The sequence below is a fragment of the Paenibacillus lignilyticus genome, assembly GCF_017942085.1.
Taxonomy (GTDB): Bacteria; Bacillota; Bacilli; order Paenibacillales; family Paenibacillaceae; genus Paenibacillus_Z; species Paenibacillus_Z lignilyticus.
The window spans coordinates 333,469-359,214 of the sequence record NZ_JAGKSP010000002.1 but is presented as its reverse complement, the minus strand read 5'-3'; the positions used below and the strand labels follow the sequence as shown (position 1 = coordinate 359,214).

Annotated in this window: 18 protein-coding genes; 16 read left to right on the top strand and 2 right to left on the bottom strand. The window is 47.6% G+C overall.

Annotated features, from left to right (window positions below):
• Positions 1 to 76: 76 nt before the first annotated feature.
• The 3 genes from pyrE to I8J30_RS06810 all read left to right on the top strand — a co-directional run bounded on the left by pyrE (position 77) and on the right by I8J30_RS06810 (position 3,635).
• Complete coding sequence (gene pyrE / locus I8J30_RS06820; protein ID WP_210656610.1) at positions 77 to 643, top strand: orotate phosphoribosyltransferase; 567 nt, start codon at positions 77 to 79, stop codon at positions 641 to 643.
• 112 nt (positions 644 to 755) lie between these two features.
• A complete protein-coding gene (locus I8J30_RS06815) occupies positions 756 to 1,340 on the top strand; it encodes a TetR/AcrR family transcriptional regulator (RefSeq protein ID WP_210656608.1) in 585 nt (194 codons plus the stop codon).
• A 276-nt stretch (positions 1,341 to 1,616) separates the two neighbouring features.
• Positions 1,617 to 3,635: a YhgE/Pip domain-containing protein gene (locus tag I8J30_RS06810; protein ID WP_210656606.1), complete on the top strand. Its 2,019-nt coding sequence runs from the start codon at positions 1,617 to 1,619 to the stop codon at positions 3,633 to 3,635.
• A gap of 677 nt (positions 3,636 to 4,312) precedes the next feature.
• On the opposite strand, the gene I8J30_RS06805 is transcribed toward I8J30_RS06810, so the two are convergent.
• The gene (locus tag I8J30_RS06805; RefSeq protein WP_210656604.1) at positions 4,313 to 5,650 is read right to left on the bottom strand and encodes an SGNH/GDSL hydrolase family protein; all 1,338 of its coding nucleotides are present in this window, start codon (positions 5,648 to 5,650) and stop codon (positions 4,313 to 4,315) included.
• Between the two features lie 321 nt (positions 5,651 to 5,971).
• On the opposite strand from I8J30_RS06805, the gene gltB reads away from it, so the two are divergent.
• Together gltB and I8J30_RS06795 are read left to right on the top strand one after the other, a co-directional pair.
• Positions 5,972 to 10,576, top strand: coding sequence for a glutamate synthase large subunit (gltB, locus tag I8J30_RS06800; protein WP_210656602.1), 4,605 nt, complete (start codon positions 5,972 to 5,974; stop codon positions 10,574 to 10,576).
• 197 nt (positions 10,577 to 10,773) lie between these two features.
• Positions 10,774 to 13,605 carry a right-handed parallel beta-helix repeat-containing protein gene (locus tag I8J30_RS06795; protein ID WP_210656600.1) on the top strand — a complete coding sequence of 944 codons (2,832 nt, stop codon included), beginning with the start codon at positions 10,774 to 10,776 and terminating at the stop codon, positions 13,603 to 13,605.
• A 544-nt stretch (positions 13,606 to 14,149) separates the two neighbouring features.
• Here I8J30_RS06795 and I8J30_RS06790 read toward each other — a convergent pair.
• On the bottom strand, positions 14,150 to 14,518 hold the full coding sequence (locus tag I8J30_RS06790) for a helix-turn-helix domain-containing protein (protein WP_210656598.1): 369 nt from the start codon (positions 14,516 to 14,518) through the stop codon (positions 14,150 to 14,152).
• A gap of 341 nt (positions 14,519 to 14,859) precedes the next feature.
• Between I8J30_RS06790 and I8J30_RS06785 the strand changes: the two genes are divergently transcribed.
• From I8J30_RS06785 to I8J30_RS06735, 11 genes are all read left to right on the top strand, one after another.
• Positions 14,860 to 15,609, top strand: coding sequence for a YveK family protein (locus tag I8J30_RS06785; protein WP_210656596.1), 750 nt, complete (start codon positions 14,860 to 14,862; stop codon positions 15,607 to 15,609).
• The gene (locus tag I8J30_RS06780) at positions 15,590 to 16,279 is read left to right on the top strand and encodes a CpsD/CapB family tyrosine-protein kinase (protein WP_210656594.1); all 690 of its coding nucleotides are present in this window, start codon (positions 15,590 to 15,592) and stop codon (positions 16,277 to 16,279) included. The genes I8J30_RS06785 and I8J30_RS06780 overlap by 20 nt, the downstream gene beginning before the upstream one ends.
• A gap of 265 nt (positions 16,280 to 16,544) precedes the next feature.
• Positions 16,545 to 17,435, top strand: coding sequence for a UTP--glucose-1-phosphate uridylyltransferase GalU (galU, locus tag I8J30_RS06775; protein WP_210656592.1), 891 nt, complete (start codon positions 16,545 to 16,547; stop codon positions 17,433 to 17,435).
• 15 nt (positions 17,436 to 17,450) lie between these two features.
• Positions 17,451 to 18,149, top strand: a complete 699-nt coding sequence (locus I8J30_RS06770) for a sugar transferase (protein WP_210656590.1) — start codon at positions 17,451 to 17,453, stop codon at positions 18,147 to 18,149.
• Positions 18,150 to 18,168: 19 nt separating this feature from the next.
• A complete protein-coding gene (locus I8J30_RS06765) occupies positions 18,169 to 19,107 on the top strand; it encodes a GDP-L-fucose synthase family protein (protein WP_210656588.1) in 939 nt (312 codons plus the stop codon).
• 23 nt (positions 19,108 to 19,130) lie between these two features.
• Positions 19,131 to 20,126: a GDP-mannose 4,6-dehydratase gene (gene gmd / locus I8J30_RS06760; RefSeq protein WP_210656586.1), complete on the top strand. Its 996-nt coding sequence runs from the start codon at positions 19,131 to 19,133 to the stop codon at positions 20,124 to 20,126.
• Positions 20,127 to 20,205: 79 nt separating this feature from the next.
• Positions 20,206 to 20,967, top strand: a complete 762-nt coding sequence (locus I8J30_RS06755) for a WecB/TagA/CpsF family glycosyltransferase (protein WP_210656584.1) — start codon at positions 20,206 to 20,208, stop codon at positions 20,965 to 20,967.
• Positions 20,968 to 21,007: 40 nt separating this feature from the next.
• Complete coding sequence (locus tag I8J30_RS06750; RefSeq protein WP_210656582.1) at positions 21,008 to 22,240, top strand: glycosyltransferase family 4 protein; 1,233 nt, start codon at positions 21,008 to 21,010, stop codon at positions 22,238 to 22,240.
• A gap of 56 nt (positions 22,241 to 22,296) precedes the next feature.
• Positions 22,297 to 23,397, top strand: coding sequence for a glycosyltransferase family 4 protein (locus I8J30_RS06745; RefSeq protein WP_210656580.1), 1,101 nt, complete (start codon positions 22,297 to 22,299; stop codon positions 23,395 to 23,397).
• A gap of 5 nt (positions 23,398 to 23,402) precedes the next feature.
• On the top strand, positions 23,403 to 24,608 hold the full coding sequence (locus I8J30_RS06740) for a glycosyltransferase (RefSeq protein ID WP_210656578.1): 1,206 nt from the start codon (positions 23,403 to 23,405) through the stop codon (positions 24,606 to 24,608).
• Between the two features lie 42 nt (positions 24,609 to 24,650).
• On the top strand, positions 24,651 to 25,745 hold the full coding sequence (locus I8J30_RS06735; RefSeq protein WP_210656576.1) for a glycosyltransferase: 1,095 nt from the start codon (positions 24,651 to 24,653) through the stop codon (positions 25,743 to 25,745).
• Position 25,746: the final 1 nt, after the last annotated feature.

Genomic DNA, 25,746 nt, shown 5'->3' with positions numbered 1-25,746 from the left:
ATCAGGCGAGAGCAGCTTGGCAGCAGGGAGAAGAGTAATGACTAGAGCAGCTTAGGCGGCCGGAGGGGGATGCGGTATGAATAGGAACGAATTGGCGAAGGGGATTTATAACAGCTCGCATTTGTCGGGAAGTTTTACGCTGCGTTCGGGTCAAGTTTCGGAGACGTATTTTGACAAGTATTTATTTGAAGCGAACCCTCGTTTGCTTGGCGCAATAGCCTGCGAACTGGCCTTATGTATTCCGATTGGCATCGATGTGCTTGCAGGACTCGAGATGGGCGGTATTCCGGTTGCGACGGCACTGTCGCTGGAAACGAATATCCCTGCGGCTTTCGTGCGAAAGCAAGCGAAAAGCTATGGAACATGCAAACTCGCCGAAGGCGCGGAAGTGCGAGGTCAGAATGTGTGTATTGTGGAAGATGTCGTCACAACCGGTGGACAGATCCTGCTCAGTGTTGCAGAACTGCGAGCAGCCGGGGCTATTGTTGAGGACGTCGTATGTGTCATCGAACGGCACCCGGATGGCCGCAAGAAACTGGAGGAAGCAGGATTGAAGCTGCATGCTCTGTTTACAATCGAGGAGCTTGAAGCTGCGGGTAATGTGGAGGATGTTGCGCTTTCGGGTGAGGGTTGGAGCGATTAAGTGAGTGATTTGAATAGTTTTTATGCATTTCTGACTGAATGACCGGATTGCGTTTTCGGTCACTAAGTGCTATTATGACCTATATCATGTTGAAGAAGGAAGCTGCAGCGCAATGGAACAGAAGAAACCGGTCGACCGCAGAATGCAAATTGTGGAGGCGGCAGGGAAATCGTTTGCCATGTTTGGGTATAAAGCGACGACGATGGAGCTGGTTTCCAAAATCGCTGCAGTCGGCAAAGGTACGATTTATACGTTTTTTGCAACGAAGGAAGACTTGTTTAATGAAATCATCGGGCAGCTGGCTGCCGAGCTTCGGAGCTTGGCGGAGCGCACGATTGACCGAGAGCGGAATTTCTTCGATAATTTAGCGGCAGTCCTGCACGAGCTGCTGCTGTTTCGCGAGAAGCATGAACTCATCGTGAAATTGTCTCAGGAGATTCGCGATCTGGGCACGCCAATGGCGAAGGATGGAGCGGCACGGCTTGAACAAGCCATTCAAGCTTTTATCCAGCATGAGATCGAGCTTGCCATTGAGAAGAACGAGCTGCGCGAGGTTGATCCGGCGCTGACTGCTTTTGTGATCTTGAAGCTGTATATAGCAATCGGCGTCGAGTGGATCAGAAGTCACCAGCTGTCTCGTGAAGACCTTGCTGCTTATTTTACGAGCTTGCTGCGTGAAGGTGTTGGAGTGAAGTAAGAGCTAGGTCATGAAGCGGATTTGTAAATGTTAGGGCTCGAGGGTTATGGCAGAATGGGTAACGCTTAGAGAAGGTATGGTTCGAGGGGGATGGCTTGCTGAGACTGCTTCGTAAGGTGTTGATGCAGAGTAGGTGAAGAATCGGACTGCGGCTTCGAAAACGTTTAATTCGAGGGCAATGGCTAGTTGGGAAGGTGGGCTAGTCCTTTTTTTTTGTAGTAAACTGACCAAAATACCAAATTGGTCATTTATTCTGAAATTGGAGGGGAAAACGCAATGCGAGGTTTATCATTGTTTGGCAGGGAATTTAGCCGGATTGTACGCAGTCCAAAGCTCCTAATTCCGATTGTAGGCGTGTTGTTCATTCCGATTATGTACAGCGGGATGTTGATTGGGTCGTTTTGGGACCCTTACGGGAAGCTGAGCGAACTGCCGGTGGCGGTCGTGAATGAGGATGCCGGCGCGCAGTTTGAGGGAAAACCGCTGGCTGTCGGACAGGATTTGGTCGATGCATTGAAGGTCAATAAGGAGTTTGATTGGGCTTTCGTGAGCCGGGCTGAAGCGGAGAAAGGCGTCCAAGACGGGGATTACTATTATGTGATTGAAATTCCCGCGTCCTTCTCCAAGCAAGCGACCACGCTGCTGGATGAGAAGCCGCAGCCTGCTGCTATCCGTTATGTGTCCAACGATAGCGGCAACTACTTAGCGGCCAAAATCGGGCAAGCTGCGATCGAGAAGCTGCAAACTGAAATTTCGCAGCAAGTGACAAAAGCCTATGCGGAGGCGGTTTTCGACAGTATCGGCGATGCATCTGACGGCATTGTCCAAGCCAGCGAAGGCGCAGGCAAGCTGAACGACGGCGCTTCGGATGCGGAGAAGGGTGCCAAGCTGCTGCGCGATAACGTAGCGAAGCTGGCTTCCGGGACGGAGCAGCTCGCCGGAGGCGTTAAGGCGCTTGGCAACGGCGCCGGTCAATTGGCGGCCGGAACGGCCGCCGTACGGGATGGCTCGGCGGCGCTCGCAGCCGGGCTTGGCAAGCTCGAGGCTGCCGGCGCACAGCTCGGCGGCGGAGCTAAGCAAGCCGCCGAGGCCGGTGCGAAGCTGGCCGACGGGCTTGCCTCGGCGGAGCAAGGCGGTGCGCAGCTCGCCGGCGCAGCCGCGAAGCTGTCGGCGGCGCTTGAGGCGTATGCCGCCGCAGCTTCGCCGGATGCAGCGCAGGATCCCGCGCTGCAGGAGCTGCTCGGCGCAGCCCGCGCGGTATCCGCGGGCGCAGCCGAGCTCTCCGGCGGCAGCGCGAAGCTTGCCGCCGGCGGCGCGCAGCTGCAGCAGGGCCAGCTGCAGCTGCAGCAAGGGCTAGCGGCGCTGCACGCGCAGCTCGCAGCCGCGCAGCAAGGCGGCGCCAAGCTCGCCGCAGGCGCCGAGAGCGCAGCGGCCGGTGCCGCGAAGCTGGCGGATGGCGCAGCCGCCGCTGGCCGCGGTGCGGCCGAGCTTGCCGGGGGCTCCGGCAAGCTGGCCAGCGGCTCCGCCGCGCTTGCGAGCGGCGCGGAGCAGCTCGCAGGCGGCACGGCCGAGCTGTCGGGCAAGCTCGGCGATGCCGCGAAGCAAACCGGGGGCATCACCGGAACCGATGCCCTGTACGACATGTTCGCGAATCCTGTACATGTCGATGAACAGAAGTTGACCGAAGTGCCGAACTACGGTACGGGCTTCACACCGTACTTCTTGTCACTTGGCCTGTTTGTAGGCGCATTGCTCTCCACAATGGTCATCCCGATGCGCGAAACAGGGCTGAAGCCACGCTCCGGCTGGAGCTGGTTCGTCAGCAAAGTATTGCTCTTTATCGTAGTTGGCGTTGTGCAAGCCTTAATTGCAGACGCGATTCTGCTCTACGGAATCGGCCTTAAGGTCAACCACTTAGGCGCGTTCATCGGCATGTCGATGCTGGCAAGTGTCGCTTTCATGATGATCGTGCAGTTCCTTGTTACCTTGCTCGATCAGCCGGGGCGCTTTGTTGCCGTCATGCTGCTCATCCTGCAGCTGACCGGCAGTGCCGGAACATATCCATCTGAGCTCATCCCATCCTGGCTGCAGCATATCAGCGCATGGCTGCCGATGACTTACACCATCAGCGCTTTCCGCGAAATCGTGACAGGAAACGAGCTGCTGACTGTAGGCAGCAAAGCGCTGCACACAGCAAGCTTTGCAGTCGTATTCGCAGCACTTTCACTAATCGTCTTCCTCATGCTGCATCGCAAAACCAAACGCGACACAACAGAACTCGCGGCAACGGCGTAGCTCTCAGAGCCACACATCATCAAATAACCGAGGAATTTTAGCATGAGTGGCTCTCGGAGCAACACATTACCCGAATTCACGTGAAATTAGCGAAAGAGTAGCCCTCAGGGCTACTCTTTCTTCATCTAACCAATGTTAAGCGCAAAAGTGCCTCAGAAAGTAACGCATCATCCCATCATGCTGGTTTCAGCTAAGCAGTAAATGTGACCACCAGAATAACGCTTCATCATATAATGCTGGATTAGGCTCAAGAGTAGCTCCTAGAGCAACACCTCATCTAATAACCTTGGAATCCAACCAATGATTAGCTCTCAGAGAGGTATCCGTTACCGTACATTCGATTAACACTTACCATTTTAGTCCAAGAGAGGTACCAGTTACCGCACATTAGCATGTAAACGTCCAAAATGACAAAAGAGCAGTACTGGTTACTCTACAGGGGTTGCCATGCGTACATCAGGAGATCCACAACGATCAATCCCCCAGCTTATCCTCAAAAGTAGCTCACCAGGAGATCCACAACGAGCAATTCCCCTAGCAATAGCAATTCCCCCAGCAGCTTACCAGCCCCAGCAAGCGGCGTAATCCCCACGCCGCGCCGCAATCAGCGGCCCAGCCGCACACCAACAAAAAAAGCACGAATTCACCACCCCGGTGAATTCGTGCTTTTTCAACCCCTACGACTGAATAAACACAGTCGCAATCGGCTTGCGATAAATAACCTGATAACCAAGGCCTTTGGACAATGCCGCGAGCGGCAGGTAGGTCACCGAGGTGCCGCCGGATTGCTGAAGGTAAGCAGGCGTTTCAAGCGGTACCGTTTGACCGTTCACTTTCATCGTATCGGCGCCAATGGTGAAGGCAACGACCCTGTCTCCGGATTTAATGGTAGCGGTACGTGTCGGGCCGTCCCAAGCGAGTGTTGCATTCAATGCTGCCGTTACGTCGCGCATCGGCAGGAACGTCGTGTTATTTTTCAGAACCGGCTTATTGCCGCCTTTGAGCGACTTCCCGTTTACGATCACGCGAAGCGGCGATCCGGCTGCCAGCACTTCAGGGTCGCGATAGTCGCCCCAGATCCCTTTGGCAAAAGCTCTTCCCATCACGTCGTAACCGGATTGCTTCGGATGAATGTCACCTTTGAGGATCGAGGTGTACGTGAGCTCTTTGCCGCGGAATGGAGTCGATACATCGACGGTTCGCACATCGTAGCCTTCTTGCGTCAGCTTAGCGGCAATGGCTTCGGTTTGCTTTTTCAATTTATCGACACCATTGGTTAATACCGCATATTGTTCTTGTGTAATGGTTTGATTAATCGTGGAAGGCTTCGGCGCAGGCAGGTACTGGTCGGCAAACACAACCGTAGCTTTCGGGTTCAATTTAAGTATGGTGCGAAGCGATGCTTCTAATGAAGGATAATAACCAGCCAATAAGGCATCTAACCGAGTTTGCAGCGTCGAAGCACTGATATCATCCTGTAAGATGTCGTTGAAAATCGGCGTAAAATCATTCCCGCCAATCGTGAGCAAGATCAAATTCGCTGTCTTCAGATCCTCGCTTAGCTGCTCGCTCTTCGAGACGGTCGCTTCTGCGAGAGGGTAAGTCGATAAATTCGGCTGAAGTTGATCGGCCGTTATATGTGTTCCCGCCGCAGCGGCTTCCAGTAGTTTTTGCAATCCGGGCGATTTCAAACCAAGAATCCCGTAATTTTGCAGCTCGGCACGGCCGTGATAAAGCGCCTGCTCGTACACACGGTCTGCGTAGCCGTAAGGAACGGAGCTTTCCGACATGCCGTACTCATAGCCAAGCGTCAATGAATCGCCAACCGCAACAATACGCAGCGGTTGATTAGCCTCTGCTTTCGGAGCGGTGATTGCCGAAACTGCCATAATAGGCGTTGAAAATGAAGCTCCTGCGGAAGCCCAAGCACCGCCGTTACCTGCTGCACCAACCAACATAGCGGCAGCCGTGAACGTGATCGTCCATTTTGGCAATTTCCTGAATTTACTATACATATTCACCACATCCTTTTGCATAATTATGCGTTTTATTTGGTGGTATCCATTTTCAGATATTTTTTTGAATTGATGCTGTGACGTGGTAAAGAACGCTTATCGCAATAATAAAAATATTAAATTGATATCGTAATGCACTGATGTTAAAATAATATAATAACTTTTTTCAAGGGATGAATTATTGGAACGCAACCTTTTTATTAAACTGCGTGTACACCTTCATTTTAAGCGATATCGCTTTCGAAATGAAGCCGGATTCCATGAATAAGAATCCATTCCATCCGTTTATTTAAAAATTTCTCATAGAAAGGTTGCATCCAAGTGAAAGAGAACCGTTTAGGATTGCCGCCGAAGCAAGGTCTATACGATCCGCAATTTGAGAAAGACGCCTGCGGAATGGGCTTTGTGGCTAACATCAAGGGAATTAAATCACACACAATTATTCAGCAGGCGCTGACGGTGCTCGAGAACATGGAGCATCGCGGCGGTCAAGGCAGCGAGCCTAACACAGGAGACGGAGCAGGGATTCTTTTGCAAATCCCGCATGGCTTCTTCTCGCGTGAACTCAGAGAGCTCGGTGTCGAATTGCCTGCAAACGGCGAATATGCCGTAGGTATGCTGTTCCTGTCGCAAGACGAGAACATTCGCGTGAAGCATGAGCGCGAGCTCGAAGCCATCATCCGCGAGGAAGGCCAGACGCTGCTTGGCTGGCGTACCGTTCCTACGAATGATGAGAAGCTGGGCCACTCGGCGAAATCGGTTAAACCGTATGTTCGTCAAGTGTTCATCGGCCGTAGTGCCGAGCTTCAAGATGAGCTTGCTTTCGAACGCAAAATCTATGTCATTCGCAAACGCGCGGAAATTGCGATTCGCTACTCCGGTGCTGAAGGCGCAGACAGCTTCTACTTCTCCAGCATGTCCAGCAAGAAAATCGTGTACAAAGGGATGCTGACAACAGAGCAGGTTCGTTCGTTCTATGTTGAGCTTAACGACGAAGCGATGGAAACAGCTATCGCGCTTGTTCACTCCCGTTTCTCCACGAACACGTTCCCGAGCTGGGAGCGCGCGCATCCATACCGTTATCTTATTCATAACGGCGAGATCAACACGCTTCGCGGTAACGTAAACTGGATGCATGCCCGTCAAACGATGGTAGCTTCGGAGCTGTTCGGCGACGATTTGGACAAAATCAAACCGATTATCAATCCGGACGGATCGGATACGGCGATGTTTGATAACACGCTTGAATTCCTTTACCTATCCGGTCGTTCCTTGCCGCACGCGGCAATGATGATGGTGCCGGAGCCTTGGTCTAACCACGAAGGCATGAGCGACGAGAAGAAAGCATTCTACGAATACCACAGCTGTTTGATGGAGCCGTGGGACGGCCCGGCAGCGATGGCATTTACGGATGGCACGCAAATCGGAGCAATTCTTGACCGTAACGGTCTACGTCCTGCCCGTTATTATGTAACGAAGGATGACGTCATCATTCTTGGTTCTGAAGCCGGAACGGTTCCGATCGATCCGGAGAATATCCTGTACAAAGATCGCCTTCGCCCAGGCCGTATGCTGCTTGTCGATACCAAAGAAGGCCGCATCGTATCGGACGAAGAGGTTAAAGCTCAAATCGCAGCGGAGAACCCGTACCGCGAGTGGCTTGATGAGCATCTTATCGGTCTTGATGAGCTTCCAGATGCTCCCGAGCTTCCGGAACCGGATCATGAAACCGTTGAGAAACGTCAGCAAGCATTCGGCTACACGTTCGAAGATCTGCGTAAAGTACTTGAGCCAATGGCAGGCAGCGGCGTAGAGCCGATCGCTTCCATGGGTTACGATGCACCGCTTGCGATTCTGTCCGAGCGTCCGCAGCGTTTGTTCAACTACTTTAAACAAATGTTCGCCCAAGTTACGAATCCGCCAATCGACGCGATTCGCGAAGAAATTATTACAGCTACAGGGACAACACTGGGTCCTGAGCGCAATCTGCTCAATGCCGAGCCTGAAAGCTGCCGTCATATTAAATTAGCTTCACCGGTATTGTCGAACGAAGAGTTCGCGAAGCTGCGCCATGTGCGCCGCCCGGGGTTCAAATCCATTACGCTCCCTACGCTGTTTAATGCAGCGGAAGGCGAAGCAGGCTTGCGTTTTGCGATTAAGCAAATGTGCGAAGCGGCTGACCGCGTAATTGGCAAAGGCCATAATATTCTTATTCTGTCTGACCGCGGCGTAGACCGCGAGAATGCGGCGATTCCGTCGCTGCTCGCTGTTTCGTCCCTGCATCACCATTTGATTCGCGAAGGTACGCGTACACGTGTCAGCATCTTGCTGGAATCCGGCGAGCCGCGCGAAGTGCATCACTTTGCGTTGCTGCTTGGATATGGTGTAAGTGCCGTGAATCCGTATCTTGCGTTCGAAACGCTCGACGATATGATCCGCCAAGGGCTGCTCAGAGGCGTAACGCATGAGAAAGCGGTCAAGAACTTCATTAAAGCAGCTACGAAAGGCGTCGTTAAGATTCTATCCAAAATGGGTATTTCGACGATCCAATCGTACCGCGGCGCACAAATTTTCGAAGCCGTCGGCTTGAAGGAAGAGCTCGTCGATGAGTACTTCACTTGGACGACTACACGTATCGGCGGCATCGGTCTCGACGTTATCGCAGACGAAACGCTGAAGCATCATAACCGTGCTTTCGCAGAGCAGGAAGGCCGTGTGAAGGAGCTTGATTCCGGCGGCGAATATCAATGGCGCAAAGACGGCGAAGATCACTTGTTCAGCCCGCAGACGATTCATACGCTGCAAATGGCTTCCCGTTCGAATGACTATAAGCTCTACAAGAAGTTCTCCGCGCTTGTTCAAGGCGAAGACAAGAAACATCTGACACTGCGTTCGTTGCTTGATTTCAACTACGATGCAGCGCCTGTTTCGATTGACGAAGTCGAATCCGTCGAATCCATCGTGAAACGCTTCAAGACCGGCGCGATGTCATACGGTTCGATCAGTAAAGAAGCGCATGAAGCACTGGCTATTGCGATGAACCGCATCGGCGGCAGATCCAATACGGGCGAGGGCGGCGAAGATCCGGCGCGTTACATTCCGGATGCTAACGGCGATTCCCGCCGCAGTGCGATCAAGCAGGTTGCTTCCGGTCGTTTCGGCGTAACGAGCAACTACTTGATTAATGCCGACGAAATCCAAATTAAAATGGCGCAAGGCGCGAAGCCGGGCGAAGGCGGCCAGCTTCCGGGACGCAAGGTTTATCCTTGGGTTGCCGAGGTTCGCGGTTCAACACCGGGCGTAGGACTAATTTCCCCGCCTCCGCATCACGATATCTATTCCATTGAGGACTTGGCTGAGCTTATCCATGATTTGAAGAACGCCAACCCTCGCGCACGTATTAACGTGAAGCTCGTATCCGAAGCAGGCGTAGGAACGATTGCTGCCGGCGTTGCCAAAGGCCGCGCAGATGTTATCCTCGTCAGCGGCTACGATGGCGGAACAGGCGCTTCGCCGCTTGCGTCGATCCGTCACGCCGGCATGCCTTGGGAGCTTGGACTTGCCGAAACGCATCAAACGCTGATGATCAATAACCTGCGTGACCGCGTAGTTGTTGAGACAGACGGCAAAATCATGAACGGCCGCGACCTTGCGATTGCAGCGCTTCTCGGCGCCGAAGAATACGGCTTCTCGACAGCACCGCTTGTTGTCCTTGGCTGCATCATGATGCGTGTCTGCCAGTTGGATACTTGTCCGGTCGGCGTAGCTACGCAAAACCCTGAGCTTCGCGCGAAGTTCATGGGCGATCCTAGCCACGTAGCGAACTACATGCTGTTCGTAGCACAAGAGCTGCGCGAGATTATGGCAGAGCTTGGCTTCCGTACGATTCAAGAAATGGTCGGCCGTGTAGATCGTTTGCAAACGAAAGATCTTATCGAACACTACAAGCTCAAAGGCATCGACCTTAGACCGCTTCTGCATCAGATGGAAGTTCCGCAGGATGCGGCACGTTACTGCACGCAGGAGCAGGATCATAAACTCCACGAATCACTGGATATGCAGCAATTGCTGCCGCTCGCATTGCCTGCGATCGAAACCGGTGAACAAGTTCGCGCAACGCTGCCGATCACGAACATCAACCGCGTAGTTGGTACGATTGTAGGCAGTGAAGTAACTCGCCGTTACGGCGCGAAAGGATTGCCTGAAGATACGATTTCGTTCCACTTTGTCGGCTCCGCCGGTCAAAGCTTCGGCGCATTCGTACCGAAAGGGATCACGCTTTCCTTGGAAGGCGACTCCAATGACTATGTCGGTAAAGGACTTTCCGGCGGTAAAGTCATCGTAGCTCCATCCAAGAAAGCAACGTTTAAGGCAGAAGAGAATGTCATTATCGGCAACACGGCTTTCTACGGCGCGACAAGCGGCGAAGCTTACATCCGCGGTATCGCGGGCGAGCGCTTCGCAGTTCGTAACTCCGGCGTGAAAGTTGTCGTCGAAGGTGTTGGCGACCACGGCTGTGAGTATATGACAGGCGGCCGCGTCGTTATTCTCGGAGGCACAGGCCGTAACTTCGCAGCCGGTATGTCGGGCGGTGTCGCTTATGTCCTCGATGAAGCAGGCGATTTCTACAAACACTGCAACATCGAAATGGTTCTTCTGGAGCGCGTAGAGGATCCGCGTGACTCCGCTGAGCTGCAAGGCATGATCCAGCGCCACGTGGCGAACACAGGCAGTGCGATCGGCGATCGGCTGCTCTCCGATTGGGAGTCGTCGAAGGCTAAATTTGTCAAAATCATCCCGAAAGATTACAAACGGATGCTGGAGCAAATTGAGAAGATGGAACAAACCGGCCTTGCCGGCGATGATGCCCTTCTTGCCGCATTTGAAGCTAACATGAAAGAGCTTGCTCGCGTAGGCGGTAACTAATACTTCGAAGCCAAAGACCGATAACGGGAAATCCGTTATCGGTCTTTTTTAGCGTTTGGGCAACGCCGCGATGATGAAGTGCATATCCGTAGTACAAGTTGGACACAAGTCCCGTCAAGCGCTCAGTACAGATGCTTGTATGCTCGCATATGATACGTTGATAGTTTGATTCTCAACTAATAGAGGAGGTAGATAATATGGGAGTAACTCAAATCTATGCGGGCCCTACACTTCCGGAAGAAGGATTGCAGCAATTTGATGTTTTTATGGATGGGATTATACCAGCCTATCTGCAAACGCTTCTTGCAACGAACAAGGACGTAGATTTGTTGATGGTTGCAATGGAACAGTTCTCCGATGTCTATGTAGCTGCAGGAACGCCTGGAACACCTGAGAATGCCGCTTATTTACGACTTTCAAACAATGTTGCTCCGCCAAGCGAGGACGGAGATATGCTTAAATCGGTTTATGATGTGAATAAGGACGGTATTGTTGACCAAGCCGCTAAACTGCAGGTTGCCAGAACGATTTCGTTAACGGGCGATGTGACAGGAAGTGCAGCTTTTGACGGATCCGCGAACACGGCAATCTCTTCGACGATCCCAACCGCAACATCAAACGCCAAGGGACTGTTAAGTGCAGCAGACAAAACAAAGCTGGATGGAGTAGCTGCGGGGGCAAACAATTACACACATCCTGCAACGCATCCGGCTACGATGATTACCGAAGATGCGGGACATCGCTTTGTTTCGGATGCGGAGAAAGCAGATTGGAACAGTGTTAAAGGCGATATGATGCGCTCCGTTTATGATACGGACAATGACGGCGTCGTCGATCAAGCAGAGAAGCTGCAAACGGCACGGGCGATCGCCATTAACGGAGACGTAACAGGTACGACTACTTTTGACGGTTCAACCAATGTCACGATCAATGCGGCTATACCTACCGTCACGCCGAATACGAAAGGGCTAATGCCCGCATCGGATAAAGCAAAATTAGACGGCGTTGCGGCCGGAGCAAATAACTATACGCATCCGGCCACACATCCGGCGACAATGATAACAGAAGATGCCACGCACCGGTTTGTCAGCGATACGGAGAAAGCAGCTTGGAACAGCGTAAAGGGCGATATGATGCGCTCCGTTTATGATACGGATAATGATGGCGTCGTCGATCAAGCAGAAAAGCTGCAAACGGCACGGTCGATCGCCATTAACGGAGACGTAACAGGTACGACTACTTTTGACGGTTCAACCAATGTCACGATCAATGCGGCTATACCTACCGTTACGCCAAATACGAAAGGGCTAATGCCCGCATCGGATAAAGCGAAATTAGACGGTGTTGCGGCCGGAGCAAATAACTATACGCATCCCGCCACACATCCGGCGACAATGATAACAGAAGATGCCACGCATCGGTTTGTTACCGATGCGGAGAAAGCGGCTTGGTCCAATTCATCATCGGATGGCGGCTTACGCGGGAATGTACTAAACTATGGTGCCAAAGGTGACGGCTTTACCGATGATACCGCTGCGTTTCAAGCGTGTTTGGATGCGAACAACTTCGCTTATCTTCCGACTGGCACTTATAAGATAAAAACGGTCTATGTAAACAGAGGGGCTACCGTTCGCGGTGAAGGATTCAGTTCCGTCATCCAGCCTTATACAGGTGCAACGGGTTGTCTATTTTCCCTCAAGGGCGATTACGTTCTCTTCGAGAAGTTTTATATTCATGGCGGCGGAGTAAATATTCATGCCTTTGCCGACTTTGACGGTGGACGAACCGCTTGGTTTTCGCGGTGTCATTTTAACGACCTCGTTATTTATAATATAGGTGGGGATGCTTTTCATCTAACCGGTCGCGGACTGGATTATATTATTGACCGAATTATGACGGACGTCATAGGCGGGTATGGATTTTATGGGCGCAATTTATCGGATAGCTTAATGACTAATTGTCATTTTGGCACATGTGGTAAATCAGGCGTATCGTTTGACGGTGGGAATTTTCGAATTGTTGGTACAAAAATCTGCATGAATGGTAAAACCGCGCCGGGATATGCAGGGCTAGAAGCAAGCAATACGCTGAATGTGAATCTATCGGGTTGCGAGATTCAGCAGAATGTTTATGATGGCATATTATTTACAAACGTTTACGGATCGAGCATTACAGGAACCGTAATCGACAGCAACAATCAATTTGGTTTAACGGGTCCTTATGCGCAAGTGAGGTTGATTAACTCTTCATTTAATAAGATCGACTGTACGATGGTGGACGGTCGCTTTAAAAATGACACCGTACCATACAATACGCCGGGACTGAACGGCATCGTACAAGATGACAAATGCTGTTACAACAAATTCGACATTAATTACTACCCGTATGAACTTGTTTACTCAAATAAAGCAAATCATGTAACTGCGCCATTCACGGCGACAGTTAACGACATTTCGTCCGTTTTCAAAGTAAATAATACGGACTATTTCAACTTCCCTTCGACATCTGTCGTTATTGGAAGCAATGCAACTATTGGAACGGGGGCGAATCAAGGCAGCAGCGCGAATTTTGTTATCGCGGCCTCGTCCGTTAATGGCGGTACGCAGGTTAACCTTACCCAAACGGCAAACAGGACTTTAGCAGCCAATGGAGAGTATTATTTCAACAGAGTAACGCTCAGTATGGCAGGGTTTACAGGGGCAAACAGTCCGGCAGGCAAAAGCAGGGTTTTCATCGCCTATGATTCGAAAGTGCTCGAAACGCTGCCGGGGGGACTCAGCGTGTTTATCAACATTTCCGAATCCAGCACAGCGCATCCAACGCCTATTACAACAGGCCAAGTCCGCATCATCAATGTGAATAAGAACTCGCAATGGATGCCGATTGCAGCGTATAAGCCTTTGAGCTATTCAAGAGAGGCCGGCTTCACCGTCAATCTGGAAATCAATATTGGATGCAATCAAACTACAACATTATCGACCTCTGATATTGTCGCATCCGTTCGCAACATTCGCGTTGGATTTTATTAAATTTCTGGAATAAATAGGAAAAATTAATATTTAAATTTAGACCACTATTCGTATAGAGTGGTCTATTTTTTGTTTGTAAACGAATGTTAAAAAATCCCTCTCCAATAGTAAAAATATACCGTCAATCGACAAAAAAAGATTTTAATTGTGAGAGAAGTCCCACAACCTTCGACATCCTTTTTGGATGAGGTTGGATATAATTAGTGAAGACAAGTAGAACGAAATGTAGAGAGATATTTAATACGGGTGAGGTTCAGGTAATTAGAGTAAACAGAGTTGCAGCTATGTCCTAGCAAAAGGCGTTAGATTCATTATAAATAGAGGAGTCGGAGCCGAGGTATGATGAGAAACTTTGAGGATCAGAACAATGAAGCACAGACAACAAAGGAGATTCTACAGTTGGATGTACGCACCATAATGGAACAACTTGGAATTGATCTTTCTAAATGGCCCTCAGACTTACCGCCGCTACAAAGTAATAAATAAGATAAACAATAAAAACCATAGTCGATGAGGACTATGGTTTTACTATGTAATGGAAGCGTTATTTCATATTTCTCTCTGCACGAACGAAAGCGACGAAACGTTTTGTTTCTTCCAGCGATAATTTCTTCCCGTCAATGGCAAGCGCAAGTCTGCTAAGCAAGTCTTCTTCGGAGAGCTCAAGTTGGTCAACAAATTCACGAACAGGCTCGTCCAACGTGATATGAGGCACGTTCGTTCTTCCGACAAGGAAGTCGACAGAAACTTTGAATAAATCGGCAAACTTAGATAGTGTTTCCGTATCCGGTTCGCGGCGGTTTTTCTCATAATGGGATAAAGCTGCGCGTGAGATTCCCAGTAATCCCGCTGTCTGTTCTTGTGTCCAACCCCGATCGTCCCTCAGTTTGGCAATACGGTCACCAATATTCATATTTCTCCTCCTAACAGGCTATAACTCCATATTAATACGAAACGCTTACAATTGCATTCATTGCTACGAAATGTCACATCGTATCTGAAACCATGAAAAAACTATTGACATGCTACGTTCCGTATCGTAAAGTAAATCATGAAAAGAGATACAAATTGTATCAATTAACTGTTATTATTCATTACCCATAGAACCGCCTGTTATACCTGCCGACATTCACAATACTCCAATTTTTTCTCTAAAAGGTGAGAGATCAGCGCTATGCGCAAGACGCCCGGACCAGACACAGCTGCATCCGATGCGCTGGTAAATTCTAATGCCAATTAACTGGAGGTATTTAAGTGGAACTTAAGGATTACATGAAAATCATTCGCAAAAGACTTCTTCTTATCTCGGCTATTGTAATGGTGGCATGCGGGTTAACGGGGGTTAAGACTTACCTTTATACCGACCAGGTATATCAAGCTACTGCGAAACTGATTGTGAGTCAATCCTTTGAAGTTGGCGGAACCAGAACAATAGACTGGGACGTCATTCAATCTAATATCAGGCTTATAAGCTCCTATAAAGAAATTATCAATTCGTCAGCCATCTTGAACAAAGTGGTAAGTAATTATCCGGATTTAAAAGCTTCGCCCGGTGAACTAAGCTCCGTGCTACAAATTAGCGCAGCAAGCGATTCACAGGTTATGAATATTAACGCAACGGATATTTCCTATGAACGAGCGGCCCACATCGTAAATGCCGTAGCTACCGTCTTCAAGAATGAAATCCCATCCATTATGAAGGTCGATAACGTTACGATTTTGTCTGAAGCCACTCCCAGCGCAGATGCCGCACCGATTAATAAGAGCCCCATTTTCTATATCGTCTTGAGCTTTATCGTATCGCTCATGTTGGCAATCGGCTTTGTTTTCTTACTCGATTACTTCGATGACACGATTAAGAGCGAAGAAGATGTGCTGCAGTCGCTTGAGTTGCCGGTACTGTCACATATTACGAAAATCAACAAATCGGATTTGAATCCCCGTAAGACGCGGGTATCTGAAAAAAAAGTAGGTGAAGGTACATATGTCACAGCAAGACAATAAACATCGCCATCTCATTTCGGCTATTAATCCCATGTCTCCAATCTCAGAAGCGTATCGTACCTTGCGTACGAATATTCAATTCTCAGCGATTGATCAGCCCATGAAAGTGCTAATGGTTGCTTCTGCAAGTGAAGGAGAGGGCAAGACCACTACGGTTACGAATCTTGCCGTGACCTACGCACAAGATGGGAAGAAAGTGCTTCTCATTGATACGGATCTTCGAAGACCTACTTTACATCATGTATTTCAACTCACGAATCGTTCGGGACTAACCAGCGCGATTCTCAATCAGCATGTGCTTGCGGATGTTATCCGGGAAACGAGTGTAGAAAACCTCTTCGTCCTCACGGCCGGTCCTATACCGCCAAATCCTTCCGAAATTTTGGGTTCGCAACGGATGCAACTACTCGTTGAAGAACTGAGGGGCCAGTACGATGTCATTCTCTTCGATACGCCGCCTGTCCTTCCGGTGGCTGACAGCCTTATTGTCACATCCTATTGCGACGGAATCATCCTTGTCATTCACGCTGGCAAAGTGAAGAAAGAGCTTCTAAAAAAAGCAAAAGCCAGCTTGGAGCATGCAAAATCCCGCATCTTAGGTGTCGTTCTCAATAATAATGAACGCTCTAAGCATGATGGGCAATATTACTACTATTACGGCAGAAAATAATAGATAGCAGCAAGTGAACATTCCTTGGGTGATGTCTACTGGACCTGTATCACACGTAGGCACTCGATCATGCTGTGGGCTGGCTTGCCAGCCTTAGACGTTCATCGTCAAGGGTGTGATGTGAGGCAGGGTTTAATGCCCTCAAATACTGCGGCCATAAACGGCTAAAAAAACGAGCTATGTTTTTAATGCTAATAAAGGTATAGCTGGTTTTTTTAACAGCAGCTAATTCCTTAAGAAATTAGAATAATAGGGGTGAATGATGATGAAACAGGTTAGAAAAGCGATCATTCCAGCTGCAGGTTTAGGGACGCGATTCTTACCGGCAACGAAGGCTATGCCCAAAGAGATGCTTCCAATTGTGGACAAACCTACCATTCAATACATCGTGGAAGAAGCTATAGCCTCCGGGATCGAAGATATCATAATCGTTACGGGGAAAGGGAAGCGCGCAATCGAGGACCACTTCGACATTGCTTTCGAGCTGGAATCCAGCTTGATGGAGAAAGGGAAGATGGAGCTGCTCGGAGAAGTGCGCAAATCATCCAGTGTAGATATTCATTATATTCGGCAAAAAGAACCCAAAGGTTTGGGTCATGCGGTATGGTGTGCTCGTAAGTTTATTGGGAACGAGCCCTTCGCCGTCCTCTTAGGGGACGATATCGTCGTTGCCGATGTGCCATGTACCAAACAGCTGATTACACAATATGAGCATGTCCAGCGATCCGTGATTGGGGTCCAAGCCATATCCATTGAACTGATGGAACGGTATGGAGTAGTTGATCCTCTGGAAGCTATTGGTAAGCTCTATTCCGTTAATCGTTTTGTAGAGAAGCCTAAATTAGGTACAGCCCCTTCCAATTTAGCCATTATGGGCAGATACATTCTGACACCTGAAATCTTTGATTTCCTCGAGCTTCAAGAAGCCGGTGCAGGCGGAGAAATTCAACTGACGGATGCGATTCAGAAGTTAAACGAGTTTCAAGGCGTCTATGCCTACGACTTCGAGGGCAAACGTTATGACGTTGGCGAGAAGTTAGGTTTTATTACAACCATTCTGGATTTTGCGCTGCACAATAACGAGTTACGCCTTCCACTGTTAACGGCGCTTGAGGAGCTCCTTGAAAATGAACGTTTAAAGAAATATAAATTGTAGGACAGGTGGGAAAGAATGAGTTTATCCACACAACGCAATGATGGGGATGTCGTGCTCAAGACCAAACTTTCGCCTTCAATCCAATCGATGGAGAGAGCAAGAGGACTTGTTCAGTACTTGATGGTGAAACGAGCAATGGATATTGTATGTGCAGCTATCGGACTGATTTGTTTAATTCCTTTGTTCATGATCGTGGCCATTATGATAAAAGTGGAGGACCCGCGCGGTCCTATTTTTTTTCACCAGGTCCGGGTCGGCAAGAATGAAAAACCGTTTCGCATGTATAAGTTCCGGTCGATGGTATCCAATGCAGAAGTATTGCTTGATGGGCTGTTAAGTCAGAACGAAATAAACGGCGCCATGTTCAAGATGAAAGAAGACCCGCGGGTTACCAGAGTTGGAAAGTTCATCCGAAAAACCAGCATCGATGAGCTGCCGCAGCTATGGAATGTCATTAAGGGCGATATGTCCATTGTTGGCCCCAGGCCACCGTTACCCAGAGAAGTAGCGGAATATACGACTTATGACAAATTACGGCTTAAAGCCATGCCCGGCTGCACCGGTTTATGGCAAATCAGCGGAAGAAACGGATTAAGCTTCGGCGAGATGGTGGAGTTAGATTTGGCCTACATCGAGCAAAGAAGCATCTTCTTTGATATCAAGATTATGTGTAAGACCGTTAAAGTAATCGTTGGAAGGAAAGACGCTTTTTAACATGATTCGAGGTGCAAATATGGATAAAAGCTCGACTATATATGTTGCCGGCCATAGAGGTCTGGTAGGCTCTGCAATTCTAAGGGAATTAGAGAGAAGAGGGTACGAGAATCTCCTTTACCGTTCCAGTAAAGAGCTGGATTTAAGGGAAAGGGATCAGGTTCAGGACTTCTTCGAGAACCATCACATTGATTATGTGTTTCTGGCTGCTGCTAAAGTAGGCGGTATCGTGGCCAACAATGATTTCCCGGCAGACTTCATTCGCGATAATTTACTTATTCAGACGAATGTGATCGATTCCGCTTATCGTGCCAACGTGAAGAAACTGATGTTTCTGGGCTCCACTTGTATTTATCCTAAATTCGCGCCGCAGCCGCTCAAGGAAGAATATCTGCTAACCGGCGAGCTTGAGCCTACGAATCAACCTTATGCGGTTGCCAAAATTGCCGGGATCAGCATGTGTCAGTCCTATAATCGTCAATATGGAACGAAGTTTATCTCCGTAATGCCTACCAATATGTATGGGCCAAATGATAACTTCGATTTGAAAACTTCACATGTGCTGCCGGCACTTATCCGGAAGTTTCATGAAGCTAAAGTTACTCATGCAGAGCAAGTTGAGGTATGGGGAACGGGACAGCCAAGACGTGAATTTCTGCATTCGGATGATCTTGCAGAAGCATGTTTATTCCTAATGGACCATTACGAGGACAGTGAAATCGTGAATGTGGGCGTAGGCGATGATATTTCCATTCGGGAATTGGCGGAATTAATCAAGAGCATCGTTGGTTATCCGGGAGAGATACGTTTCAATACCTCGTTGCCGGATGGAACACCAAGGAAACTGGTTGATGTTTCAAAGATCAACAGTCTAGGCTGGAAGGCTGCAATTTCCTTGGAAGATGGCGTTAGATCGGCATACATGGCTTTCCAAAATGACTATTTAGTTAACAAATAAAACGATCATGTGGAGGAAAATACATGCAAAAGCGCGCACTGATTACGGGTATTACCGGTCAAGACGGATCCTATTTGGCAGAACTCTTGCTTGATAAAGGATACGAGGTCTACGGGTTGAGAAGAAGGACCAGTACCCCGAATTACGAGAATGTCAGCCATATTAAAGATAAAATTAAGTGGATTTCTGGAGACCTGACAGATCTGGCTTCCCTCATTGAGGCGGTCAAAGCATCTGATCCGGATGAAGTGTATAACCTTGCAGCTCAGTCCTTTGTAGCGGCTTCGTGGCCACAGCCATTGTTGACAGGCCAAATCACGGCATTGTCTGTCACGAATATGTTAGAGGCTGTAAGAATTATGAAGCCTACCGCGAGATTCTACCAGGCTTCGAGCAGTGAAATGTATGGAAAAGTGGTGGAAACGCCGCAGAAGGAAACAACGCCTTTCTATCCTCGCAGTCCATACGGCGTATCGAAGGTGTATGGGCACTGGATCACGGTTAACTATCGTGAAAGCTTTAATATGTTTGCTTGCTCAGGTATCTTATTTAATCATGAATCGCCTCGTCGCGGTCATGAGTTTGTTACGCGCAAAGTTACGGATGCGGTTGCGAGAATTAAGCTGGGACTGCAAAAGGAGCTTCGTATGGGGAATCTCGATTCTTTGCGCGATTGGGGATTTGCGGGGGATTACGTGAAAGCCATGTGGCTGATGCTCCAGCAGGATGAGCCTGAGGATTACGTGATTTCAACGGGTGAAATGCACACCGTTAAAGAGCTGCTTGAAGTGGCATTTTCCTATGTGGGATTAAACTATGAGGATTATGTTGTCATTGATCAAGAATTCGTCCGCCCTGCCGAAGTGGATTTATTGCTCGGAGATTGCACAAAGGCGAAGGCGAAACTGGGCTGGGAATTAAATGTTGGCTTTCAGCAGCTGGTCCATATGATGGTAGATGAGGATTTGAAGCGAGTCAGAGCTGAGGATCGTTACAATCAGCTCATGCTAACGCACTGAATTTCTACATAGCCATACAAATATATGAGTAATGAAGGGCATCCCTAAGATGCCCTTTTTTGGTGCGAGGAGGTATCTCGTGATAATCCGAACCGTTGATAAGTCGAAGATCCCTACATGTAACATTCTAGGGGTGAATATAGCCGCAATTAATATGGAGTGGCTGCTGCATTATTTGAAGGAAAACATCGAGAACTTAGCCGGTGACTACATATGTGTTTCCAATGTTCATACTACGGTGATCAGCTATGAAGAGCCGGAGTATCGAGCAGTTCAAAATGGCGGTATTTTGGCCATACCTGATGGCGGCCCGCTGTCGACCATTGGCAGAAAACGAGGCTATGAGAACATGGCCAGGACGACCGGTCCCAGTCTGATGGAAGAAGTTTTTAAAGTTTCGGTGGAGAGAGGATACCGCCACTTCTTTTATGGTTCTACAGAAGAAACGTTAAAGAAGCTCTACACCAAGCTGAATGAAAGCTATGCAGGCATTGCAATCGCCGGGATATACAGTCCTCCCTTCCGACCGATGTCGGATGAAGAGGATAAAGCCATAGTAGAGATAATCAATGCCAGTAAACCTGATTTTATCTGGGTTGGGCTGGGAGCACCGAAGCAGGAGAAGTGGATGGCAGCTCATCAGGGTAAAGTAAACGGCTTGATGATCGGCATCGGTGCCGGATTTGATTATTATGCAGCTAATATCGCAAGAGCTCCGGAATGGATGCAGAACAATAATTTGGAATGGCTGTATCGGCTGATCCAGGATCCCAAACGGTTGTTTAAGAGGTATTTTCATACGAACACGAGGTTTATATGGCTTGTGGCGAGAGGGAAATGATTGCACATATTTTATGATATATAGCATTGAGGTGCTTGGAATGAATTTATTACTGTCCGCCTATGCTTGTCGTCCGAATATGGGGTCAGAACCAGCTGTTGGCTGGAATTGGGTAGAGGAATTGAGTAAGTATCATGATCTATGGGTCCTTACCAACTATACCAATCAAAGAGACATCGAAAGCTACAAAGCCAGTCATCCCGAGGCATTAAAGAATGTAACGTTTATTTACGTGCGAGTAAATAGGGCATTTTGGTACAAAGAATGGAAGAGATTCGAGAGAATGTACTACTATCTTTGGCAAAAAAAGGCGTTGCATGCAGCTAGAAAATTAACACAGGAAATAAATTTCGACTTTGTCCAACACGTTACATATGTTTCATGCATTTTGCCGAGCTTTATGTATAAACTCGGCATTCCCTTCATCTATGGTCCGATATCAGGAGGGGAAAATATACCGAAAATCATTCAATATCCAATGAGTATGAAAAGCAAACTAATAGAAACCGTCAGATCCCTTACGCAATTAATTCCGGTAGTTGCGCCAAGTGTTCAAAAGGCTTTTAAGCATGCCAAATTAATTATTGCCGTTACGGAAGAAACGAAAGCATTAATTCCAAGCGAATATAGAAGTAAAGTGAAGGTTGTTCAAGCGATTGGTCTTAAGAGTGAATTCTTTGAACCCGAACCGCCGGCCAAACAGAATACGGTATGCAAAATTTTGTGTGCGGGTAGAATGCTTTATTGGAAAGGGTTTGAATTGGCTGTGCAAGCTGCGATTCAAGCATTAGATCACGGAGCAAGAATTGAGCTTACCGTATTAGGGGATGGAAACGAAGAGCATATCAATAAGCTTCGAACAATGTCAGGTAAGTATCTTGATCAAGAAATTAAATTTGTAAGACGCGTTGAGTATGATCAAATGAAGTCATTTTATGATCAATTCGATATTTTACTAAATTGTAGTTTGCGCGATTCCGGATGTCTTGTCGTTATTGAAGGAATGAGTCGTGGTTTACCAGTTATTTGTGTGGATACCGGTGGTCCCCGAGTCAATACCAATTCTTCATGTGCATTAAAAATTGCACCGGCACCGTATTTACAGCTTGTCGATCAGTTGGAGCAAGCCATTCATCAATTGGTGAATGACGAGGAACTGAGAACTTCGTTGGCCAAAGCAGCTTACTTACATTCAAAAACAGCTTTCGGAAATGAAAGAAAGATACAGGAACTCTTAGAATATTATACGCTGCCTAGTGTAGATGCAATGTAATATTTTTGTGCAATCGAAAGGATTCTTCAAAAATACGTTTACGGTGGTTGCTGTCCATGAGAAAAAATAAAAGAATCTGTATGATCGTACAACATCCCATGGTAAAAGGCGGCATTTCTGCTGTTGTGAATGGGTATCGCGGTTCCGTTCTCGAGCATGAATTCCAAATTCGATATGTTGAATCTTATACGGACGGTGGGAAAATCAAAAAACTCTTTAAAGCCATTACGGGGTATTTTGATTTTCTTAGAGTCCTGTTACTGGAGAAACCGAATCTTGTACATATACACTCTTCATTTGGGCCGAGTTTCTATCGCAAGCTGCCGTTCATCTATATGGCCAGCTGGTTTAATGTTCCCATAATCAATCATTGCCATGGGGCAGACTTCGAAACGTTCTATTTAAATGCCGGTCATAAGAGGAAAAAGCTGATTCGAAACGCTTATAACAAATGTACGGTTATGCTTGCACTTTCTAAAGAGTGGAAAGAACGCCTAAGCATGATTGTGCAAAAAGAAAAAATTGAGATCATTGAGAATTACAGCAGCATTGATGGCGATGCCATTCTTGAACGAACGAGCCGAAGCAGCAATATGCAGATCCTTTTCTTAGGAGAGATTGGCCAAAGAAAAGGGTGCTATGACATCCCGGCTGTTGTGGAGAGAGTTGCCCGCAAGTTTCCGAAAGTGAAATTTGTTCTAGGCGGTTCCGGAGATATGGAATCGGTACGAAACGCGTTAAGGGAAAAGGGCGTGGAGCAACATGTCGTTTTCCCCGGCTGGGTAAGAGGCAAAGAAAAGGATCGATTGCTTCGCGAGAGCGATATCTTCTTTCTACCTTCGTACAACGAGGGAATGCCGATGTCCATTCTGGATGCAATGGGTTATGGAATGCCCATTGTTAGTACGAATGTAGGTGGCGTACCCAAAATCGTTCGCAATGGGGAAAACGGATACGTTTGTGAACCCGGGGATGTAGAGAGGCTAAGCGATGCATTGATGAAGCTGCTCTTAAATGAAGATGTTTGCAAACAATATGGCGATTCAAGTGTGAGCATCGTTAAACAAGGTTATTCGTTTGAATCGCACATAAACAGACTAACCAGCTTATATATCAGCCTAATGTCCGGAAACACTAATAAACAAGTAGGGGTTTGAAGTGAATGAAAAAAGTTCTGTTTGTAATCCCGACCTTGACAACCGGCGGGGCAGAGAAGAGTTTAGTCAACCTGCTGAATCTGTTTGATTACACCAAATATAAAGTGGAGTTGCTGTTATTTAAACATGAAGGTGTATTTATTAAACAGGTACCGAATGAGGTCCATATTTTAAGTATACCGAACACGCTGAAATATGCTTTTAAATCGCTTGATACGGATGGCGTTAAACAAATTTCCTCGCTAAATGCAAACCTTAGAAGATACTTAGGTGTGTTTCTCACGAGGATTAAATATAAAAGTAATCAAAATAAGGGGTTTCAAATCCGGTGGATCAAGCTATATCGACAAGCGATTAAAGAGTTACCCGGCGAGTATGATGTAGCGATCTCATATATGCACGGTGAAGCCATGTATTACGTGGCGGACAAGGTGAAAGCACGGAAGAAAATGATATGGATACACAATGATTACAATGCAGAAGGCTTTGATAAAGCATTAGACCGGCCTTATGTTGCGAAATTCGATAAAATTGTTTCCATATCTGAAGAGTGTGTCAAAATATTTTGCGATAATTTTCCTGACGCAGCTGCGAGAACGGTTCACATCCCGAATCTCACTTCCTCATCATTAATTAAACAGATGGCGCGTGAGTTTCAACCGGTTGAGTATGTGGAGGCTAGGGGGAATGATCCTGATAAGGTGATTCTCCTGTCGATTGGCAGGCTCGTCACTCAAAAAGGATTTGATGTGGCCATTCAAGCGGCAAAAATGATGCAGGATCAAAACATCAATTTTATCTGGTATATTATCGGCCAGGGTGAACTAAGAGAGAAGCTGCAGAAGCAAATTATTGAGGCAAATGTAGAGCAACGATTCATCTTATTGGGAATTAGGGAGAATCCGTATCCCTACTACTACCATTGTAATATTTTCGTGCAGCCGTCTCGATACGAAGGGAAATCAGTTGCATTGGATGAAGCGAAAATTCTAGCGAAGCCGATCATTGTATCTAATTATGACACCGTGAAAGATCAGATTATCGAGGATGCGGAAGGGATCATTGTTCCACTGGAGCCTGAGCAAATCGCGGAAGCCATAATAGACTTAGTGAATAATCCCCTAAAGAGTATGCAGCTCAGCGAGTATTTAATTCAACATGAGTATGGGAATGAAGAATTAATTGAAATGTATTATAGACATATCGGCTAAGCTATCGATGGCATTTGAATCTTGTTTTAAGGAGATATAGATATGGCTGTTAAAAAATATCTATTTGTAACGAGTTCCCTTTCAAGCGGCGGCGCGGAAAGAGTTGTTTCCATATTAGCAAGCGGGATCGCTGAGAGAGGATATGACGTTCATCTAATCCTTTATGAGAGAGTGAAGAATGAATATCCGATCTCTGACAAAGTAAAAATTCATCTTCTTCCCAAAAATAAAGGTGAAAGCCGAATCAAGTATTTTGCGAATAAACTCGCAGCGATGAGAAGGACGATACGCGAGGTTAATCCTAATGTCATTATTCCCTTCTTACCTGATCAAGTGAACCACTTCTTTATTGCATCGCGATTTATGAATATTCCTTTCGTTGCTACGGTTAGAAATAACCCGTTTCAATATCCGGATTCGAGACGGAAGAGAACCGTTGGAAAGATCGTTGCATTGTTATCAACCGGGATATTGCTTCAAACGGAAGAACAAGCCGGCTTTTTTCCGGAATTTGCAAAACGTAAAACGCTCGTCGTTCCGAATCCGGTTAGCAATGACTTAATCGATTGTCATTATCCGAAACGGGACTCCATTCGGGAGATCGCAACATTCGGGAGATTAAATAGCCAGAAGAATCAGGAGCTGTTAATCGAGGCTTTTGCAATGGCTTATAAAGCCAATCCTTCTTTAACATTAAGCCTGTATGGAGCGGGAGAAGAAGCTGACAGATTAAAGGATCTGGTGAAGAAACGGGGCATCGAGGATGTCGTAACGTTTAGAGGAAGAATATTGAACGTTGCCGAGGCGCTCGTATCTACCGATTTGTTTGTATTATCGTCGAACTACGAAGGAATGCCGAATGCATTAATGGAAGCGATGGCCGTCGGATTACCTTGTATCTCGACGAATTGTCCGACAGGCCCAAAAGACTTAATTAACAACATGTCAGATGGTATCTTAATTGAACGGAATAATGTCAACGAGCTGGCGGCAGCAATTCATTACTGTGTGTCGAATCCCGTTTTCTGTAATGAAGCAGGAAAAGCTGCCAAGAAAAAAATGAAAGAAGAATATCAGGTAGATATCATAATCGATAAATTTATTAGAGAAATAAACGGGATAAAAGGGTGCTCATAAG

Excerpts from the sequence above, each read along its gene's own strand:
- pyrE (WP_210656610.1), top strand. The coding sequence starts at position 77 with ATGAATAGGAACGAATTGGCGAAGGGGATTTATAACAGCTCGCATTTG.
- I8J30_RS06815 (WP_210656608.1), top strand. The coding sequence starts at position 756 with ATGGAACAGAAGAAACCGGTCGACCGCAGAATGCAAATTGTGGAGGCG.
- I8J30_RS06810 (WP_210656606.1), top strand. The coding sequence starts at position 1,617 with ATGCGAGGTTTATCATTGTTTGGCAGGGAATTTAGCCGGATTGTACGC.
- I8J30_RS06805 (WP_210656604.1), bottom strand. The coding sequence starts at position 5,650 with ATGTATAGTAAATTCAGGAAATTGCCAAAATGGACGATCACGTTCACG.
- I8J30_RS06795 (WP_210656600.1), top strand. The coding sequence starts at position 10,774 with ATGGGAGTAACTCAAATCTATGCGGGCCCTACACTTCCGGAAGAAGGA.
- I8J30_RS06790 (WP_210656598.1), bottom strand. The coding sequence starts at position 14,518 with ATGAATATTGGTGACCGTATTGCCAAACTGAGGGACGATCGGGGTTGG.
- I8J30_RS06780 (WP_210656594.1), top strand. The coding sequence starts at position 15,590 with ATGTCACAGCAAGACAATAAACATCGCCATCTCATTTCGGCTATTAAT.
- galU (WP_210656592.1), top strand. The coding sequence starts at position 16,545 with ATGAAACAGGTTAGAAAAGCGATCATTCCAGCTGCAGGTTTAGGGACG.
- I8J30_RS06770 (WP_210656590.1), top strand. The coding sequence starts at position 17,451 with ATGAGTTTATCCACACAACGCAATGATGGGGATGTCGTGCTCAAGACC.
- I8J30_RS06765 (WP_210656588.1), top strand. The coding sequence starts at position 18,169 with ATGGATAAAAGCTCGACTATATATGTTGCCGGCCATAGAGGTCTGGTA.
- gmd (WP_210656586.1), top strand. The coding sequence starts at position 19,131 with ATGCAAAAGCGCGCACTGATTACGGGTATTACCGGTCAAGACGGATCC.
- I8J30_RS06750 (WP_210656582.1), top strand. The coding sequence starts at position 21,008 with ATGAATTTATTACTGTCCGCCTATGCTTGTCGTCCGAATATGGGGTCA.
- I8J30_RS06745 (WP_210656580.1), top strand. The coding sequence starts at position 22,297 with ATGAGAAAAAATAAAAGAATCTGTATGATCGTACAACATCCCATGGTA.
- I8J30_RS06740 (WP_210656578.1), top strand. The coding sequence starts at position 23,403 with ATGAAAAAAGTTCTGTTTGTAATCCCGACCTTGACAACCGGCGGGGCA.
- I8J30_RS06735 (WP_210656576.1), top strand. The coding sequence starts at position 24,651 with ATGGCTGTTAAAAAATATCTATTTGTAACGAGTTCCCTTTCAAGCGGC.